Genomic DNA, 18,137 nt, shown 5'->3' on the forward strand with positions numbered 1-18,137 from the left:
TCTGTCCCCCTGCCCTTCGGGCGGGTGGGCCCCCAGCTTGCTTGGGGAGTGCCCCCACTTCGCGCAAGCACTCATCGCCGGGCCACCCACTCCGAGTTCAGCGCGAAGTCGGACAAGTACTTCGTCGAACTCCAACCGCCGTCGACAGCGATCGTCTGGCCATTGATGAAGGCCGCGCCATCGGAACACAGGAAGGCGACGGTGCTGGCGACGTCGTCGATCCTGCCCAGCCGCGGGTACGGCGTCATCTCCGTGTTGATCTTCTTGAACCGCTCGTCCTCGAGGCGCTGAGCGACCATCGGCGTCAGCGTCACGCCCGGCGCCACTGCGTTGCAACGGATTCCCTGCGGCCCGTACTGGCAGGCGATGTGCATGGTCAGCGATGTCAGGCCGCCTTTCGCCGCCGAGTAGGCGCCGCCACGCAGGCCCCCGACGACCGCGAACGTCGACGTGACGTTGATGATCGCCGAGCCCGCCTGCATATGCGGTATCACGTCTCGTGCCAGCCGGAACGGCGCGCGCAACATCAAATCGAGGAAGTAGTCCAACGACTCGTCGTCGGTCTCGTGCAGCGGCTTGGGGCTGCCGACGCCCGCGTTGTTGACGAGGAAATCGACCTGGCCCCAACGCTGCACGGCGAGGTCCACGATGCGGGCAGGCGCATCGTCGGCGGTGAGGTCGACGGATATGGTCGCGACCCTCTCGGGATCGCCGATGGCCCTCTCCAGATCGGCGAGCCTGTCTGCATCACGGCCTACGCCGAGGACGGCCATGCCCATCCCCGCGAGTTTGGTCGCACACCCGAAGCCGATGCCGCTGCTCGCGCCCGTCACGATCGCCACTCGTGCTTCACCCACCCGCCCAGAACCTGTCATATCACCCGTCCGCCTTCGTCAATGCTGCCCGGATCTGATGCTTCAGTACTTTGCCTGCGTCGTTCTTGGGCAGCATCTCCCAGATGACCACCTGCTCAGGCACTTTGAACTTCGCGACGCCGTAGTCGGCAAGGAAGCACCGGAGGCTGTCGACGTCGGGGCCGGGGACCGCTTGCGGCACGATGACGGCACATGCCCGCTCGCCGGTCCTGGCATCGGGTAAACCCACGATCGATATCTCGACGATGTCGGGATGCCCGGCGAGGATGTCCTCGATTTCCTTCGGGGCGATGTTCTCGCCGCTACGGATGATGATGTCCTTGGCCCTGCCGGTCACGACGAGGTAGTCGCCGTCCACCCACTCCGCGAGATCGCCGGTGCGGAAATAGCCTTCGTCGTCGAAAGCGTCCCGCTCGTCCTCGGGATTGCGGTAGCCGACCAACATCTGTGGACCGCGGGCGTGGATCTCGCCCGACCCGGGCGGTGCCGTTTCGTGGGCGACCAGCTTGACGGTCGCGATGCCGGGGCGCCCGTCGGTATCGGCGGCGTGCTCTGAGTCGGTGGGTGAACCGACCGTCGTGACGGGCACCTCCGTCGAGCCGTACACCCGTGTCACCACCGCACGGCTGAAATAGTCTGCGGCCCTGCGGATCAGAGTCGGCGGTACCGACGCCCCGCCGCAGATGAAGACCTTGAGATCCGGCAACCGGGTGCCGGCGCGCTCAGCCGCTGCGAGCAGCCCCTCGAGAAACGGAGTCGCGCCCGCCATGTGAGTGCAGCGCTCCGAGGACATCAGCGTCACTGCCTCGTCCGGGTCCCAGCGGTCCATCAGCACGGCGGTGGTGCCCAGAAGTAGCGGACATTCGAAGGCGTAGATCGAGCCGCCGATGTGTGCGATCGGCGACGGCACCAGGAACGTGTCTCCGGGGTCGATCAGCCAGTGGTCGCGGAGCTGGCAGATCAGCGCGTGAATCGAGTCATGGCTGTGCAGAACACCTTTCGGGCGGCCCGTGGTGCCCGAGGTGTAGAGGATCATTCGCACAGCTGCAGGATCGAGTGCCGGCAACTCCTTCGAGTCGCACTCCTGCTCGAACAGGCCGGCGTATGCGGCGCGATCACCCGACTCCCCGCGAACGACGACGACCTCCGGCGGCGACTGCATCCCCGCCGTCGCCCGATCCACCATGGCGAGATAGTCGTGCTGCCGAAATTCGCGGGGTATGAATAACATTCGGCTGTCGACGTCTTCGAGGATGAACGCCAACTCGCGCTCACGGAGTGAGGGCAGTATCGGGTTGACGGCGATTCCCGCCAACGTTGCCGCCAGGTAGACGACTGCGGCCTCATGCCAGTTAGGAAGCATGAAGGACACCACGGAGCCGGTCGGCATGTGCGCCAGCAGCACCCGCGCCAGCGTGTTGGCCTGCGCGTAGAGCGATTCGCAGTCGAGCCGGACGTCACCGTCGACCAGCACGGCCCGTTGCGGTGTCAGCCGCGCGGCTTCGGCTATCGAATCGGCCAGTGTGGGCATGTCACTAGCCTCTGACCCGCCGCATGGTCATCGAGTGGCGGAACCGGGACGCGGGATGGGTGTTGATCGTCACCTGGGCAACCTCGCCGTCCGACGTCGTGTAGGTGCGTTGCACTTCCAGCGCGGGTGACCCCGGCTCGACCTTGAGTCCCTGGGCGAGTTCAGGCGCGATCAGCACAGCCGCGATCTCCTGGTTCACCTCGACGATGCTGACGCCGAACAGGTCTTCGATCAGGGGGAAGATCGGACCCGTGTGGCGTTGCAGAAGCCTGCCGACCGACGCGAACGCACGGTTGATGTAGTACTCGGTTCGGCACAGGGCGAAGTCGGCGCCCTCGGACTGCCTGAAGCCGCGGACGGCCAGCCACTCCTCGCCGCCGCCGAGGCCGGTCCGCGCGGCCACATCGTCGTCGAGCGTCACCATGCTGATCGACTCGATGGCGAAGCGGGCCTCGGTGGCAAAGGCCACCAGATCGTTGATCGACATGACGTCGTAGGCATCCGACGTCGACCGCGGCACGACGAGCGTTCCGGTGCGCGGTCGCGACGACACCAGGTTGTCCTCACGCAACCTGCGCAGCGCCTCCCGCACTGTGTAGCGGCTGACCGAGAAACGTTCGCACAGTTCGTGTTCGGTGGGTAGCTGCGATCCGACCGGGTACACGCCCTCCACGATGTCCTTGCGCAGCGCGCGCGCCACCTGGATGTAGCGATGATCGACGGGGGATGTCTCGGCCATTCGTGTCTACCTGTCAGGAGGTACGGCGCAACGCCAGCACGCTGCCGTCCGCGTCGGCTGAAACATAGAGGGAGCCATCGGGTCCCGCCGCGATGCCGGCGAAAGGACCCTGCGGCCCGGAGAACGGCGGCATGCCCTTGAGCGGTTTCGGTTCGACTCCGGGAGGGGGACCGACGGGCAGGCCCGAGGCGATGGTGGTGCGCGCCTTGCTGCTCAGGTCGAACGAGATGACCTCCCGCGAGCCTGCATCGACGACGTAGAGTTGACCGTCGCGCACCAGTAGGCCCTGCGGTCTTGCCAGCCCATCCAGCAGGACGTCAGCACCCGATCCGGTCAGCTTCACGACACGACCGGCGCCCGACTCGGTGACCAGGACCTGGCCCTCCCGGTCGAACGCGACGCCGACCGGATCGTGCAGACCCGATGCGAGTGTCTCGACGTTGCCCGAATGCAGGGCATGCACCCGGCCGGTGCCGAGTTCGGCAAATGCGATTTCCCCGCCCGATCCGATCGCCACGCCGTAAAGTTGGTCGAAATCAGTGGCGAGATAGTCGGTTTCACCTGCCGCCGGCCGGTATCGCGCGACCTGGCCGCCCGAAGTGGTCACCACGAACTCACCGTCACCGGCGGACACCACACCGCGCAGGAATCCCGGATAGCCCGGCGAGAACAACATTCCGACCGTCTGCAGTGAGCCGTCGGGCGCCACCACGTAGAAGTAGGTGCCGTCGGCGACATACAGTCGGCCGTCGCCGCCGACGGCGAGATCCAGCGGCCAGTTCAGCCCACCCGGGAGCACATTTCTCGTTTCGCCGGCATGCTCGCTTCGGCTCCTGGCGTCCGCAGCGAGGATTTCGGTGATCTCACCGGTGAAGTTCGAGACGAACACCCGGCCGTCGACGAGTGCGAGGTTGTCCAGGCCGGGGGACAGCTGAGCCAACAGCTTCTTTTCGCCGCTGCGCGGGTCGATTCGAAGCACCTGCCCGCTGGCAACCTGGGTCGACACGATGTAGCCGTCGGGGTCGAACTTCACCGCGTCCGGCACACCAAGGTCACCGGCAACCCGTTGCGGCTCACCGCCTTCAGGATCTACCCGCCATATCTCGTTGGCGGTCATCAGCGGGTAGTACAGCAGCCCGTCGGGGCCGACTTCCATGGCGTTGGGCGACGGCAGGTTCTCCAGAAGAATCCGCTGCGCGCCGCTGGCCCGGTCGAGTTCCATCAACCGTCCGCCGTCACGGCATTCGTTGATGAACAGCCGCCCCTGATGAACGGTGATGCCGTTCGCGCAGGGGAGGTCATCGCGGAGCACCCGGGTCCGGCCGTCCGTACCGAGCACGCTCACCCGGCCGTCCATCACCTCGGTGGCATAGAGGTTGCCGTCTGAATCAAAGGCCACGTCGTCCGGCGCGATGATGTCCCCGCCCTTGGCGCTGATGGTCTCGAGCCTGCCGCTGCCGACATCCAGTGCGCTGATCTGGCTGCCGGTCACCTGCGCGATATACACGCGGCCGTCCGGACCGGTACGCAGGCCGTTGGCGCCGAACAGCCGGCTCGGTGCGGTCAGCCGTTCGAACCGCCAGCCCTCGGCGGTGCTCGGGGCGTCCGCAGAGTAACGGGCGTCGTTGCGCGACGTGCTCATGGCCTCGGACGTTATCAAGCCGGAATAGTCCAGACAATAGCTCCAATGAGAGTTCTGCAGGGCCTTGACGACCGGATTATGGCTGCGGAATAGTGTTCTGCAATATGCAGAGCATCGTATGTTGTCCGGACAAATAGTCTCATGAGTGACCTTTTGAAGCTCGACGGCCGCATCGTGGTGGTCTCAGGTGCCGGCGGTGGAGGAATCGGTACGACGGTGACGCGGATGGCCGCCGAGGCAGGCGCAACCGTCGTCGCAGTCAGCCGGTCCAAGGAGAATCTCGACGAGCACATCGCGCCGCTGGGTGCGGGCGGGCTTGCGGTGATTCCGGTGGCGGCCGACGCGTCAACCGACGACGGCATCGCGACGGTTCTCGATCAGGTGCGCGCTGCCGAGGGCGACCTCTACGGCCTGGTGAATGTCGCAGGCGGCGCAGAACCCGCCACGTGGATGCCGTCGACGCGAGTGACCAGAGACGACTGGCGCGCCTTGTTCACCGCGAACCTCGAGACCGCGTTCTTCATGAGCCAGGCGGTGGCGGCCGAGATCCGGCGCAACCAGAACCGCGGTTCGATCGTGTCGATCTCGTCGATCAGCGGAATGAACACCGCCCCGTTCCACATCGCCTACGGAACCGCCAAGGCCGCGGTGGTGGCGATGACGCGGACGATGGCGGTCGAACTGGCGCAGGACGACATTCGGGTCAACGCAGTGGCTCCAGGCGTGACGGCGACGGCCGCGTCTCTCACTTACACCGGTGACGACCCGGACCGCGACCGTCAGGCCATCGCGATGGGACGGCGCGGCACACCGGAGGAGCAGGCGGGCGCCATCCTGTTCCTGCTTTCCGACCTGTCGAGCTACATCACCGGACAGACGCTGCTCGTCGACGGCGGCCTGAACCTGAAATGGACGCACCTCGGCTCCGACAACACGTCTCTGTTCCTCAAGGACGAGACCTTTCGAGCGGCGATAAGGAGGACATAGTGACCGACATCGAAACGAATGCGACTGCCGCTGAGGAGCTCTCAGAGCCGGTGACCATCGGCGTCGATGCATACATCTCGGCGGACTACGCCCGCGCCGAGCGGGACAAGCTGTGGCGCAAGGTATGGCAGCAGGTGGGCCGCGTCGAGGAGATCCCGGAAGTCGGCAGCTACCTCACCTACGACGTCCTCGACGACTCGATCATCGTCGTACGTAGCGGGCCGAACGAATTCAAGGCGCATCACAACGTCTGCATGCACCGCGGCCGGCGCCTTCTCGACACCCCCGACGGCGCCAAGAACGCCTGCGGCCGAGCACGCAAGTCCTTCGTCTGCGGTTTCCACGGCTGGTCCTACGGGCTTGACGGCATCTGCACCCACATCCGCGAGCAGGACGATTGGAAGGGTGCGCTGACCCCGCGGAACACCCACCTCGCCCCGGTGCAGGTCGACACCTGGGGTGGCTGGCTGTTCGTCAACATGGACCCCGACTGCGAACCGCTGGCCGACTACCTGTTTCCGGCGGCGAAGATCCTCGATCCGTTCGGGCTGGAGAACATGCGCTACAAATGGCGCAAGTGGCTGAAGTTCGACTGCAACTGGAAAGTCGCGATGGAGGCTTTCAACGAGACCTACCACGTCTTCACCACCCATCCCGAGTTCAACAAGTTCGGTGAGTTCAAGGGGTGGGCCAAAGCGCAGGGCAGGCACAGCAACATCGGATACGACGCCCCGAAGGGGCTGGACGAGACGAAGTCCAAGATCCGGCTCGGCACCGGTGACCCGCGCATCTCCACCGCGGAGATGCAGGTGTACGCCATGGAAGAAACCAACGCCACCACGACGCAGACGCTGGTGAATGCGGCGAAGCGGCTGGTCGACGAATTGCCGGAGGACACGCCCGCCGACAAGGTGCTCGAGCACTGGTTGTCATCCGCCCGGCGCGACGACGAGGCCCGCGGGGTGGTGTGGCCGACCATCCCCGCCGACATCCTGGGGCAGAGCGGAACCGCCTGGCAGCTCTTCCCGAACTTCCAGATCGGCCAGGGCCTGACCAGCGCGCTGTGCTACTGCGCACGGCCGGATCCCGGCTATGACCCTGACAAGTGCATCTTCGAGGTCGCCGTGTTCGAGCTCTATCCCAAAGGTCAGGAGCCGCAGACGGAATGGCAGTACACGCCGAAAGAAAGCCCCAACTGGTTGTCGGTGTTGCCGCAGGACTTCTCGAACATGGCGGCGGTGCAGCAGGGGATGAAGTCGCTCGGCTTCCGGGGCACCATGCCCAACCCGTACCGCGAACGCAGCACCGTCAACCTGCACACGCAACTGGCGAAATACATGGGCACCGGCGAGCCACGCGAGCTCTAACGAGGGAGAACCCAGACCGATGACACTGTTCGACACCTGCGGACCGACGCAGACGCCCGAAGACATCGACATCGATGCGCTGCGAGAGAAGTACGCCCACGAGCGCGACAAGCGCTTGCGCCCCGACGGGTCGACGCAATACCTGGAGCTGAAGGGCGACTTCGCAGACTTCTACGAGGTCGATCCGTACACACCGGTGACGTTCCGCGATCCGGTCACCGAGGACACGGATGTCGTCGTCCTTGGTGGCGGAATCGCAGGCCTGCTCGCCGGCGCCTACCTCAAGAAGGCCGGCGTCGAAGGTGTCCGCGTCATCGAGATGGCGGGCGATTTCGGCGGTGTCTGGTACTGGAACCGGTTCCCCGGCATTCAGTGCGACAACGATGCGTACTGCTACATCCCGTTGCTCGAAGAACTCGACTTCATCCCGTCGAAGAAGTTCGCCGACGGCGCCGAAATCTTCGAGCATTGCCGCAACATCGGAAAGCACTTCGGTCTCTACGACGGGGCGCTGTTCTCCACCCAGGTGCGGGAACTGCGCTGGGACGATTCGCTCGAGCGGTGGCGGATCAGCACCAACCGCCGAGATGACATCAGGGCCCGCTTCGTGGTAATGGCCCAGGGCTCCTACAACCGGCCGAAACTGCCAGGCATCCCCGGGATCCATGACTTCAAGGGCCACATGTTCCACTCCGCCCGGTGGGACTACGACTACACCGGTGGCGACGCCGACGGCGGACTGGACAAACTCGCCGACAAGCGTGTCGCGCTCGTCGGAACCGGGGCGACGGGCGTTCAGCTGGTACCGCATCTCGGCCGAGATGCCAAGCAGCTCTATGTGTTTCAACGAACTCCGTCATCAGTCGACGAGCGGCATAACACTCCGACCGATCCGGCGTGGGCCAAATCGCTGCAGCCGGGTTGGCAGGAAGAGCGCAAGCGCAACTTCCACTCATGGTCACCGTTTGTCGGCGTGGTGTTCGGAGAGCCGGACCTGGTCTGCGACTTCTGGACCGAACTGGGCCGCAACATGACCGCGCGGATTGCGGCGAGTCCCGATCCCGCATCGCTGGGCATCGAGCAGATCATGGCGATTCGGGAAGAGGAAGACTACAAGATCATGGAGCGGTTGCGACGCCGCATCGGTGACGTCGTCGACGACCCCGCCACCGCCGAAGTGCTCAAGCCGTACTACCGGTTCATGTGCAAGCGGCCGTGCTCGAGCGACGGATATCTGTCCGCCTATAACCGGCCCAACGTGACGCTGGTCGACGTGGCGGAATCCAAGGGCGTGGAGCGGCTCACGGAGAACGGGGTCGTCGCCAACGGCACCGAGTACGAAGTCGATTGCGTGATCTTCGCGAGTGGTTTCGAGATCTCCACCGAGATCAGCCGCCGCTACGCGGTGGAGGCCATCGAAGGCCGCGACGGGCTGTCACTCTTCGACTATTGGAAGGACAACTACAAGACCCTGCACGGGATCACCAGCCGCGGCTTTCCCAACCAGTTCTTCACCGGCTTTATTCAGGGTGGTGTTTCGGCCAACACCACCGCGATGTTCGAGCAGCAGGCCAAGCACATCGCTTACATCATCTCCGAAGCGCAGGCCCGAGGCGCGACAACCGTTGAACCGAGTCAAGAGGGCCAAGACAACTGGGTGAAGACCGTTCGGGACTTTTCGATCGACAACTCCGCGTTCGAACTCTCGTGCACCCCGGGCTATTACAACAATGAGGGCCGCGGCGGTGCAGAAGGCAACGGCGCGTTCCTCGGCGACTTCTATTCGCCCGGGTTCTATGCGTTCGACGACTTGCTGGCCGACTGGCGAGCCAAGGGCGACCTCGACGGTCTCGTGCTCGGAAGATAGATGCCTGACTTGAGATTCGACGACCGGGTCGCCGTCCTCACCGGCGGCGGCAGGGGACTGGGCCGCGCGTACGCCATGCTGCTCGGGTCGCAGGGGGCGAAGGTCGTCGTCAACGACCCCGGCGGCAGCCTCACCGGCGACGGAACCGATGTCGGCCCGGCCGAGGAGGTGGTCCGCGAAATCGTTGCGGCGGGCGGCGACGCCGTCGCCAACACCGACTCGGTCGCGACGCCGAGCGGGGGTGAGGCGATCGTCGACACGGCGCTGGACCACTACGGCCGTATTGACATCCTCGTCCACAACGCGGGCAACGTTCGTCGAGCGTCGTTGAAAGCGATGTCCTACGACGACTTCGAGGCCGTGTTGGATGTCCATCTACGCGGTGCCTTCCACGTTGTGCGGCAGGCTTTTCCGCTGATGTGCGACGCGGGCTACGGGCGCATCGTGCTGACCTCGTCGATCGGCGGCCTTTACGGGAACCACGAAGTGGCCAATTATGCGATTGCCAAGGCGGGTGTGATCGGCCTTTCCAACGTCGCCGCGATGGAGGGTGCCGCCGAGGGCGTCAAGAGCAATGTCATCGTGCCCGCTGCGGTCACCAGAATGGCCGAGGGCATCGACACGTCGGCGTATCCGCCGATGGGCCCGGAGCTTGTGGCGCCCGTCGTCGGATGGCTCGCGCACGAAACCTGTTCCATCACAGGGGAAATTCTGGTAGCACTGGCGGGCCGGGTGGCACGGGCAGTCGTCGCGGAAACGCCGGGGGTGTATCGCCCGTCGTGGTCCATGGCCGAAGTCGGCGAACATATGGCGGCGATCCGCGACGCGTCGGATCCCGTCGTCTTTCCGGTGGTACCCGACGGCCACGGCGACCACATCCGGTACAGCTTCGGTATGGCAGCACAGGGAGCCGTCCGTGGCTAGCCAAGGCCCGCTGACCGGGGTGCGTGTCGTTGACCTCACCGCGATGGTGATGGGCCCGTACTGCACCCAGATCATGGCCGACATGGGCGCCGACGTGATCAAGGTCGAGCCGCCTGAGGGCGACAACACCCGCTATATCTCCGTCGGTCCGGCGCCGGGCATGAGCGGGGTGTACATGAACGTGAACCGTGGTAAGCGTGCCGTCGTGCTGGACTTGCGAACCGAATCGGGCCGCACCGCGCTGCAGGCACTGGTACGAACGGCCGATGTTTTCATCCACTCGATGCGGTCGAAAGCGATCGCCAAACTGGGCTTCGGCTACGACGACGTCGCCGCCATCAACCCGTCGATCGTCTACACGAACTGCTACGGCTATGGCAGGCGCGGACCGTATCGCGACCGGCCCGCCTACGACGACACAATCCAGGCCGAATGCGGTCTTCCCGCCGTACAGGAACAGCTGACGGGCGTGGCCAACTATGTCGGCACGATCATGGCCGACAAGGTCGCGGGCCTGACCGCCCTCTACGCCACGACGATGGCGTTGTTCCACCGCGAGCGAACCGGCGAGGGACAAGAGGTCGAGGTCAGCATGTTCGAGACGATGGCGTCGTTCATGCTCGTCGAACACGCCAACGGCGCCATGTTCGACCCTCCGCTGGGGCCGGCCGTATATCCGCGAACGGTAGCGCCGAACCGGCGGCCGTATCCCACCAAGGATGGTCACATCGCCGCGCTGATCTACAACGACAAGCACTGGAACGCGTTCGTCAACGCCGTCCGTCCGCCGTGGGCGACCGACTTGTACGCCACCCTCGAACTCCGCGCGAACGACATCGACACCGTTTACGGTCTGGTCGCCGAGACGATGCTGCAGCGCACGACCGACGAGTGGCTGGACCTGTTCCGGGAGCTCGAGATCCCCGCGGCGCCGATCAACACACCGGATGCGCTGTTCGACCATCCCCACCTCAACGCCGTCGGGCTGTTCGAAACCGTCGAAACTTCCTACGGACCGATGAGAATGCCCGGTGTGCCGACGTGGTTCTCGCGGACGCCGGGCCGGATCGCGGGTCCGACGCGCGAGTTGGGTGCCGACACCGCGGACGTGCTGCGCGAACTGGGTCTCGATTCGGCCGACGTCGGCCCCGCGGTGGGGTCGGGATAGGGGCGCTGCATGGACTTCGAGATGGGACCCGCGGCCACCGACCTTCGCCGCGAGCTGCGAGAGATGGTGAAAACCCATGTGCCGGAAGGCTTCCTGGGTGCGTTCACCGACAATCCGGCCGACCTCGAGACGGCACAGCGGTTCTGCCGGACGTTGGCCGACGAGAACCTGCTGTGCTTGTCATGGCCAGAGGAGTTCGGCGGCGGCGGGGCCTCGGTCTGGGAGCAGACCGTGGTGCGCGAGGAGATGTGGGCCCACCACGAGCCGCGCGGTGCCCAGTACATGGGGGTCAACTGGGTCGGACCGATCATCATGCGGCACGGCACCGAAGACCAGCAGCGCAAGCATCTGCCGCCGATCGCGCGCGGCGAGGTCATCTGGTGCCAGGGTTTCTCCGAGCCGGAGGCGGGTTCCGACCTGGCATCGCTGCGCACCACCGCCAGACCGGACGGTGACGGCTGGTTGGTCAGCGGCCAGAAGATCTGGACGTCCTACGCCACCATGGCGCAGTGGTGCTTTCTGCTCGCCCGCACCCACAGGGGAGAGAAGAAGCAGCAGGGGCTGACGATTTTCCTTGTCCCGATGGACGAGCCGGCGATCCAGGTGCGACCCATCCGCACCATGTTGGGTCCGCACCACCTCAACGAGGTGTTCTTCGACGACCTGCGGGTCACTCGGGCAGACGTGCTCGGTGAGGTCGACCAGGGCTGGTCGATCGTTGCGGAGGTGACGTCCTTCGAGCGGGTCGGCATCGCGAGGTACGCGCGATGTGAACGGCTTCTGGCGGCGGCACCGTTGGTTCTCGGCAACCGCTGGGAGGACCTGCCCGCCGAATTGAGGGGCCGGTGGATGCGCATGCTCACCCACTGTCGCCGCGCCCGCCTGCTCGCCTATCGCGTTGTTTCGCTGCAGAGTAGCGGTCGTATCCAGCCGGGAGACGCCGCCGCTTACCGCATCGCGGTGACCAAGTTGGATCAGGACAGCGCCGAGGTGCTGATGGAGATCGCGGCGGAGGTGTCACCGGACGATGCGGGTGGCCGATGGTTTTTGGGCGAGGTCGAGGACCACTGGCGATACTCGCAGGCGTCGACGGTGTCCTCGGGCAGCATCGAGATGCAACGCATCCTGCTGTCCCGCGCCATGCTGGCGGCGAAATGAGCGAGATGATCCTCGATCTGAGCGAGGACGCCAAAGAGTATGGGCGGCAGGCACTTCGGGCATTCGACGCGGCCGGCGGGGACCAACTCGTCCAACAGGCCGAGGCCAAGCCCGATACGCGGGATGCCCTCGTCGGTGCGGTGCTGACCGAACTGGGCGCCTGGGATCTCGACGCGCGGACCGACGCCGACGGGCTGGAAGCGGCAGCGGCGCTGTGCCGCAGCGCCGGCTACTGGGCGGTGCCGTATCCGGTCGCCGAGCGCCTCGCCCGGCCGGTCGATCTCGACGCCGACGGCCTGATCGTGGTCGCCGCGAACCAACCGGCAGGCGCGATTGGCGGAGTTGAAGCACGGTGGGCGGCAGCGACGGTGGAGGGCGCGCGAAGCGCAGTCGTCGGCCACGGCGTCACAGGCCCTGCGTTCGTCACCCCGCTCGAGCTCTCGGAGACGGACCGAAACGGGATTGGTGACGTCGCGCTCGGCCTCGTGCTTCCGTGCTGGACACTGCTCGGCATGCTCGACCGCGCGCTCGAGCTGACCATCGCGCACGTCAGCCTGCGCAAGCAGTTCGGGCAGTCGCTGTCGACGTTCCAAGGCGTCCAGTTCCAGCTCACCGACGCCGAAGTGGAACGCAGCGGCCTGGAGATCCTCGCCAAGTACGCACTGTGGAGCGCCGGTTCCGGCAAGCCGGAAGCACTCGTCGACGCGCTCGCGCTTCGGATGTCCGCCATCGAAGCGGCCGAGGTGGTCTTCCGGGTGTGCCATCAGCTGCACGGCGCCGTCGGTTTCTGCGATGAGACCACGCTGTCGTGGCTGTCCCGCTACAGCCAGCCGTTGCGGCGGTTGCCGTTCGGGTTGTCCGCGACCCGCGACGAACTGACCCGTCGCGCGGGGAGAAGCGGTCTCACGGGGTTGTACGCGTGACGGCCGATCTCGACGACTTCCGCGCGACGGTGCGGTCGTGGTGTGAGCAACACATCCCGCACGGCTGGCGCGCGGCTCAAACCGGCGTCAGCGACGACGAATTCGCCCGTTTTCAGAAGGCGTGGTTCGCCGAGCTGCACGCCGCGGGCTTCGCCGTCCCGCACTGGCCGTGCGAGTGGGGAGGTGGGCTGCGCACGCGAGGAGCAGAGACGACGCTGTCCGTCGCCCAGCAGATCGTGCTGTATCAGGAGCTCGCCGCCCACGACGCACCGCGGCTGGTGCTCGCGTTCGTCGGCATCCATCACGCCGCGTCGACGCTGCTCGCCGCGGGCACCGATGACCAGCGTCGCAGGCACCTGCCCGCGATCCTCGACGGCGAAATCTGGGTTCAGGGGTTCTCCGAACCAGAGGCGGGGTCCGACCTGGCCGGCCTGCGGACGACGGCACGCAAGGAGGGCGACTGCTATGTCGTCAACGGCCAGAAGCTGTGGGCCAGTGGCGGGATGCACGCGGATTGGTGCCTGTTACTGGCCCGTACCGACCCCGAAGCGCCCAAGCGCAAAGGTATTTCGTACTTCCTCTTGGACATGACCACCCCTGGCGTCGAAGTGCGACCGATCCGCAACGCCATCGGCGACTCGCACTTCTGTGAGATCTTCCTCAACGACGTCACAATCCCTGCCGCGAACCTGGTGGGCGCAGAGAACGCCGGATGGCAGGTGGCGCAGGCGACACTGGGCGCCGAGCGCGGGATGACGATGCTGGAACTCGCGGAGCGTCTCGGCAATGCCGGCTTCCGTTGGCTGGTGCAGTCGTGCCCCACCGACGATCCGGTCGTCGCGGACCGGCTCGCACGTTTTGAAACCGAAATAGCCGGCCTGCGCGGGCTGTGCAGGCAGCTGGTGGAGAACACCGAGGCCGGCACGGTGGGCCCTGCGGACGCCTCCATCGTCAAGCTGTACTACAGCGAACTGCTGCAGCGGATGACGGACTTCGGCGCCGAGACCGGCGGCCTGCCGGTGCACACCGAACTGGTGAAGTCGGCATCCAGCGGATGGGAATCCGGTTCGTGGATGCTGGATTTCATCGGCTCGTGGGAGTGGACGATTCCAGGCGGTTCGAGCGAGATTCAACGGACGATCATCGCGGAGCGCGGTCTGGGGCTGCCGCGAGAGCCGATGCCCGAGCGGGACCCCGTGTCACCGCGAGAATCCGGCGGAGCCTGATGGCACACGAATTCGCAGAGTTCCACGCCGAGCTCAGGTCCGTCGCGGGCGACCTGCTCGCCAAGGACCGCGCGGTCGGGTGGCCCGCGCTGGTGGATGCCGGCTGGGTCGGTTTGGAAGTGCCGGACGAGTTCGGCGGCGCGGGCGCAACTTTTGCCGAGGTGGCCGTGATATGCGAGGAGATGGGCCGCGCGGCCAGCGCGAACAGTTACCTCGGCAGCGCCGTGCTTGCGGTGAGCACCTTGAATGCGTTGCAGCCCAGCGAGACCCGCGACCGGCTCCTCACCGATGTCTCGTCGGGCGCTATCCGGTTGGCCGTCGTGGTCGAATCGCCGGAGTTCGTCCCCGACGCCGAGGGCGCAGACCGGGTTCTATCGGTCACCGACGGTGGCGTCATATGCGCAGCCGCGGAAGTCACACCCCGACCGGTGCTCGACGAGACCCGCCGGCTGGCGACGGTGTCGGCGAAGGCCGATGCGAGCGATGTCATGCGGTTCCAAGAAGACCCCATCGACGCGCGTACACGACTGCTTCAGCGCGCCGCGGTCGTGATCGCCTGCGACAGCCTCGGCCTCTCCGAGGCCATGCTCGCCTCGACGGTGGCCTACGCAAAGGTCCGATACCAGTTCGATCGTCCGATCGGGTCGTTCCTGTCGGTCAAGCACGCGTGTGCCGACATGGCCGTCAAGATCACGGTGGCCCGCCGACTCTTCGGTGCATCGGTCGATGCGGTCGCGGAGAACGCGCCGGATGCCGGCGTCTGCGTCGCGATGGCCAAGTCCTACGCCTGCGGTACGGCCGTCGACATCGTCGGCAAGGCGATGCAGCTGCACGGTGGCATCGGCTACACGTGGGAGAGCGGCATCCATGTTTACCTCAAGCGCGCCGCACTCAACCGTTCGTTGTTCGGTTCACCGGCAGCTCACCGCCAAGAGCTCGCAAAACGCTACCTATAAAAGGAGTTCCACGATGGGTGTCCCCGTATACAAACGCATTCTCGACCTCTTCGAGGCCGAGGACGTCAACACGCTGTTCGGCATTCCTGACCCGAACTTCGTGCACATGTTCGCCGAAGCCGACGCGCGGGGCTGGTCGGTCGTCGCCCCTCACCACGAGCTGAGTGCCGGCTTCATGGCCGAGGCGGCGTCGCGAATGACGGGTAAGCCGGGGCTGTGCATCGGCACGCTCGGGCCAGGGGTCGCCAACATCTCCGGTGCGATGATGTGCGCGTTGGTGGAGAACTCGCCGGTGATCTTCCTCGGCGGCCAGCGAGCCCGCATCACCGAGCGCCGGGTCCGCCGCGGACGCATCCAGTTCATCCAGCAGGAGGGCCTTTTCACGCCGTCGGTCAAGTACAGCAGCTCCATCGAGTACGCCGACCAGACCGATGAGATCGTGCACGAGGCCATTCGCCGGTCGATGTCCGGCACACCTGGTCCGTCCTACATCGAGTTTCCGTCCCACGTGATCCTGGAAGAACTCGATGTGCCCGAGGCTCCAGAGCCCAGCGCCTATCGCTTGGTCAACCAGGGTGCGGGTGCTCGAGAGGTCGCAGAGGCCGCGAAGCTGATCCGCGAAGCCAAGAGCCCGATCCTATTGGTGGGCCACGGCGTTCACACGTCGCGCACCCAGGCGGAGGTCAGGGAACTCGCCGAGCTGATGGCCTGCCCGGTGATCCAGACATCCGGTGGCACGTCGTATATTCCGGGACTGCAGGACCGGACGTTCCCATACTTGTTCTCCCCGGCCGCAAACCAGGCAGTCGAGGAATCCGACCTGTGCGTCGCGTTGGGTACCGAACTCGGTGAGCCGATGCACTACGGCCGGACTCAGCATTGGGCAGGCAACGATGCGAACCGCAAATGGGTGTACGTCGAGCAGGACCCGACCGCCATCGGCGTCAACCGTCGGTTCGACGTGCCGCTGGTCGGGGATCTGCGCGGCGTCGTGCCGCAACTCGTGGAGGCGCTGCGGGAGAGCCCGCGCTCCCAGTCGACCAACCTGGAGACCCTGGTCAAGGCCGACGCCGCCGAACTGACGCGGGTGGCAGAAGAGGCTCCAAGTGGACGCACCCCGGTGCACCCGGCGCGCTACGTGGTCGAGGCGACCAAGGCGTTCGACGAGTTCGCCAAGGACGGCATCATGGTGCGCGACGGTGGCGCGACCGTCATATTCCAGTGGACCTACTCCCAGACCAAGCCACGAGATGTGATCTGGAACCAGAACTTCGGTCATCTGGGCACGGGTCTGCCGTACGCCGTAGGCGCCTCGGTCGCCGAGGGTCGCAAGCGGCCGGTGATGCTGCTGACGAGCGACTCGGCGTTCCTGTTCCACATCGCCGAGCTCGAGACTGCCGCGCGGGAGGGCTTGCCGCTGGTATGTGTCGTCGGTGTCGACCATCAGTGGGGGCTCGAGGTCGGCGTCTACAAGCGCACCTTCACCCAGCCGTCACCGCAGCCGGGAGTGCACTGGAGCAAGGACGTGCGCTTCGACAAGATCGCAGAGGGCTTCGGCTGCCACGGCGAATATGTGGAGAAGGAGGACGAGATCGGCCCGGCGATCGAGCGGGCGTACGCCAGCGGCAAGACCGCCGTGGTGCACGTCTGCATCGACCCAACGGCGAACTCGGAGGAGATGCCCAAGTACGACAGATTCCGAACCTGGTATGCAGAAGGCACTCAGTAGTGGCCGCGGTCGAACCGCGAATAGAGGAAGCTTAGAGACATGCGTGAATATCTGAAGTTCTACATCGACGGCCAGTGGGTCGAGCCGACCGAGCCCAAGACGCTCGACGTTGACAACCCGACCACCGAGCGGGTGTCGGGGAAGATCGCGATCGGCACAGCGGCAGACGTCGACAAGGCGGTCAAGGCGGCGCGCAAGGCATTTGCGACGTGGTCGGTGAGCACCCGCGAGGAGCGGCTGGACCTGCTACAGGCGATCGCCGCGGAGTACCAGAAGCGCTCCGAGGATCTCGCCGATGCCGTGCACGAGGAGATGGGCGCACCGCCGTCGCTGGCGGCCGGGCCTCAGGTGATGATGGGGATGGGCCACCTGATGGGCGCGATCGACGCGTTGAAGAACTTCTCGTTCGAGGAGCAGCGCGGGTCGACGCTGATTCTCAAGGAGCCGATCGGCGTCTGCGGCCTGATCACGCCATGGAACTGGCCCATCAACCAGATCGCCTGCAAGGTGTTCCCGGCACTGGCCACCGGCTGCACGATGGTGCTGAAGCCGTCGGAGGTGGCGCCCTATTCGGGCCAGATCTTCACGGAGGTGATGGATTCGGCGGGGGTGCCGGCCGGCGTCTACAACATGGTCTTCGGCGACGGCCCCGGTGTCGGAGCGGCACTCTCCAGCCACCCCGATATCGACCTGGTGTCGTTCACCGGTTCGACCAGGGCGGGCGTCGACGTCGCGAAGAACGCGGCTGCCACTGTCAAGCGGGTGACCCAGGAACTCGGCGGTAAGAGCCCGAACATCGTCATCGACGACGAGAAGTTCGCCGAAAGCGTCACCGCGGGTGTGTCCACGATGATGGTCAACACCGGCCAGAGCTGTAATGCGCCGTCGCGCATGCTCGTTCCCCGGGACCGCATCGCCGAAGCCGCCGAGATCGCACGCGGCGTTGCTGAAGCGGTTTTGGTCGGCGACCCCGACGACAAACGGGCGATCGGCCCGGTCGCCTCCAAGGCTCAGTTCGACAAGGTGCAGAGCCTGATCCAGAAGG

General features: G+C 65.7%; 15 protein-coding genes. 11 read left to right on the plus strand and 4 right to left on the minus strand.

What is annotated here, in order from left to right; translation table 11 throughout:
- Nucleotides 1-71: 71 nt before the first annotated feature.
- Genes QOC76_RS02740 through QOC76_RS02755 form a run of 4 tightly spaced genes read right to left on the minus strand, consistent with a single transcriptional unit; the run spans nt 72 to nt 4,787 of the window.
- Nucleotides 72-875, minus strand: a complete 804-nt coding sequence (locus QOC76_RS02740) for an SDR family NAD(P)-dependent oxidoreductase (RefSeq protein ID WP_526353917.1) — start codon at nt 873-875, stop codon at nt 72-74.
- Between the two features lies 1 nt (nt 876).
- Nucleotides 877-2,406 (minus strand): AMP-binding protein, encoded by a 1,530-nt coding sequence (locus tag QOC76_RS02745; RefSeq protein ID WP_526353919.1) that lies wholly within the window; start codon nt 2,404-2,406, stop codon nt 877-879.
- A 4-nt stretch (nt 2,407-2,410) separates the two neighbouring features.
- Nucleotides 2,411-3,145, minus strand: coding sequence for a GntR family transcriptional regulator (locus tag QOC76_RS02750; protein WP_526353921.1), 735 nt, complete (start codon nt 3,143-3,145; stop codon nt 2,411-2,413).
- 13 nt (nt 3,146-3,158) lie between these two features.
- Nucleotides 3,159-4,787: an SMP-30/gluconolactonase/LRE family protein gene (locus QOC76_RS02755; RefSeq protein WP_526353923.1), complete on the minus strand. Its 1,629-nt coding sequence runs from the start codon at nt 4,785-4,787 to the stop codon at nt 3,159-3,161.
- 141 nt (nt 4,788-4,928) lie between these two features.
- Between QOC76_RS02755 and QOC76_RS02760 the strand changes: the two genes are divergently transcribed.
- The 11 genes from QOC76_RS02760 to QOC76_RS02810 all read left to right on the plus strand — a co-directional run.
- Nucleotides 4,929-5,774 (plus strand): SDR family NAD(P)-dependent oxidoreductase, encoded by an 846-nt coding sequence (locus tag QOC76_RS02760; protein ID WP_526353925.1) that lies wholly within the window; start codon nt 4,929-4,931, stop codon nt 5,772-5,774.
- On the plus strand, nt 5,774-7,141 hold the full coding sequence (locus QOC76_RS02765; protein ID WP_526353927.1) for an aromatic ring-hydroxylating oxygenase subunit alpha: 1,368 nt from the start codon (nt 5,774-5,776) through the stop codon (nt 7,139-7,141). Before QOC76_RS02760 ends, QOC76_RS02765 begins: the two co-directional genes overlap by 1 nt.
- Nucleotides 7,142-7,160: 19 nt before the next feature.
- Nucleotides 7,161-9,008: a flavin-containing monooxygenase gene (locus QOC76_RS02770; protein ID WP_526353929.1), complete on the plus strand. Its 1,848-nt coding sequence runs from the start codon at nt 7,161-7,163 to the stop codon at nt 9,006-9,008.
- Nucleotides 9,009-9,932, plus strand: a complete 924-nt coding sequence (locus tag QOC76_RS02775) for an SDR family NAD(P)-dependent oxidoreductase (protein WP_526353931.1) — start codon at nt 9,009-9,011, stop codon at nt 9,930-9,932.
- A gap of 10 nt (nt 9,933-9,942) precedes the next feature.
- Entirely contained in the window at nt 9,943-11,100 is a 1,158-nt protein-coding gene (locus QOC76_RS02780; RefSeq protein WP_526353943.1) for a CaiB/BaiF CoA transferase family protein, read from the plus strand.
- Between the two features lie 9 nt (nt 11,101-11,109).
- The gene (locus QOC76_RS02785) at nt 11,110-12,258 is read left to right on the plus strand and encodes an acyl-CoA dehydrogenase family protein (RefSeq protein ID WP_526353933.1); all 1,149 of its coding nucleotides are present in this window, start codon (nt 11,110-11,112) and stop codon (nt 12,256-12,258) included.
- Between the two features lie 5 nt (nt 12,259-12,263).
- The gene (locus QOC76_RS02790; RefSeq protein WP_526353946.1) at nt 12,264-13,181 is read left to right on the plus strand and encodes an acyl-CoA dehydrogenase family protein; all 918 of its coding nucleotides are present in this window, start codon (nt 12,264-12,266) and stop codon (nt 13,179-13,181) included.
- A complete protein-coding gene (locus QOC76_RS02795) occupies nt 13,178-14,407 on the plus strand; it encodes an acyl-CoA dehydrogenase family protein (protein WP_526353935.1) in 1,230 nt (409 codons plus the stop codon). Before QOC76_RS02790 ends, QOC76_RS02795 begins: the two co-directional genes overlap by 4 nt.
- Nucleotides 14,407-15,363 (plus strand): acyl-CoA dehydrogenase family protein, encoded by a 957-nt coding sequence (locus tag QOC76_RS02800; protein ID WP_526353937.1) that lies wholly within the window; start codon nt 14,407-14,409, stop codon nt 15,361-15,363. Before QOC76_RS02795 ends, QOC76_RS02800 begins: the two co-directional genes overlap by 1 nt.
- Nucleotides 15,364-15,376: 13 nt before the next feature.
- The gene (locus QOC76_RS02805) at nt 15,377-17,092 is read left to right on the plus strand and encodes a thiamine pyrophosphate-binding protein (RefSeq protein ID WP_526353939.1); all 1,716 of its coding nucleotides are present in this window, start codon (nt 15,377-15,379) and stop codon (nt 17,090-17,092) included.
- A 39-nt stretch (nt 17,093-17,131) separates the two neighbouring features.
- A partial coding sequence (locus tag QOC76_RS02810; protein ID WP_526353941.1) for an aldehyde dehydrogenase family protein occupies nt 17,132-18,137 on the plus strand: 1,006 nt, incomplete at its 3' end.

Source organism: Mycobacterium sp., from assembly GCF_032159565.1.
Classification (GTDB): domain Bacteria; phylum Actinomycetota; class Actinomycetes; order Mycobacteriales; family Mycobacteriaceae; genus Mycobacterium.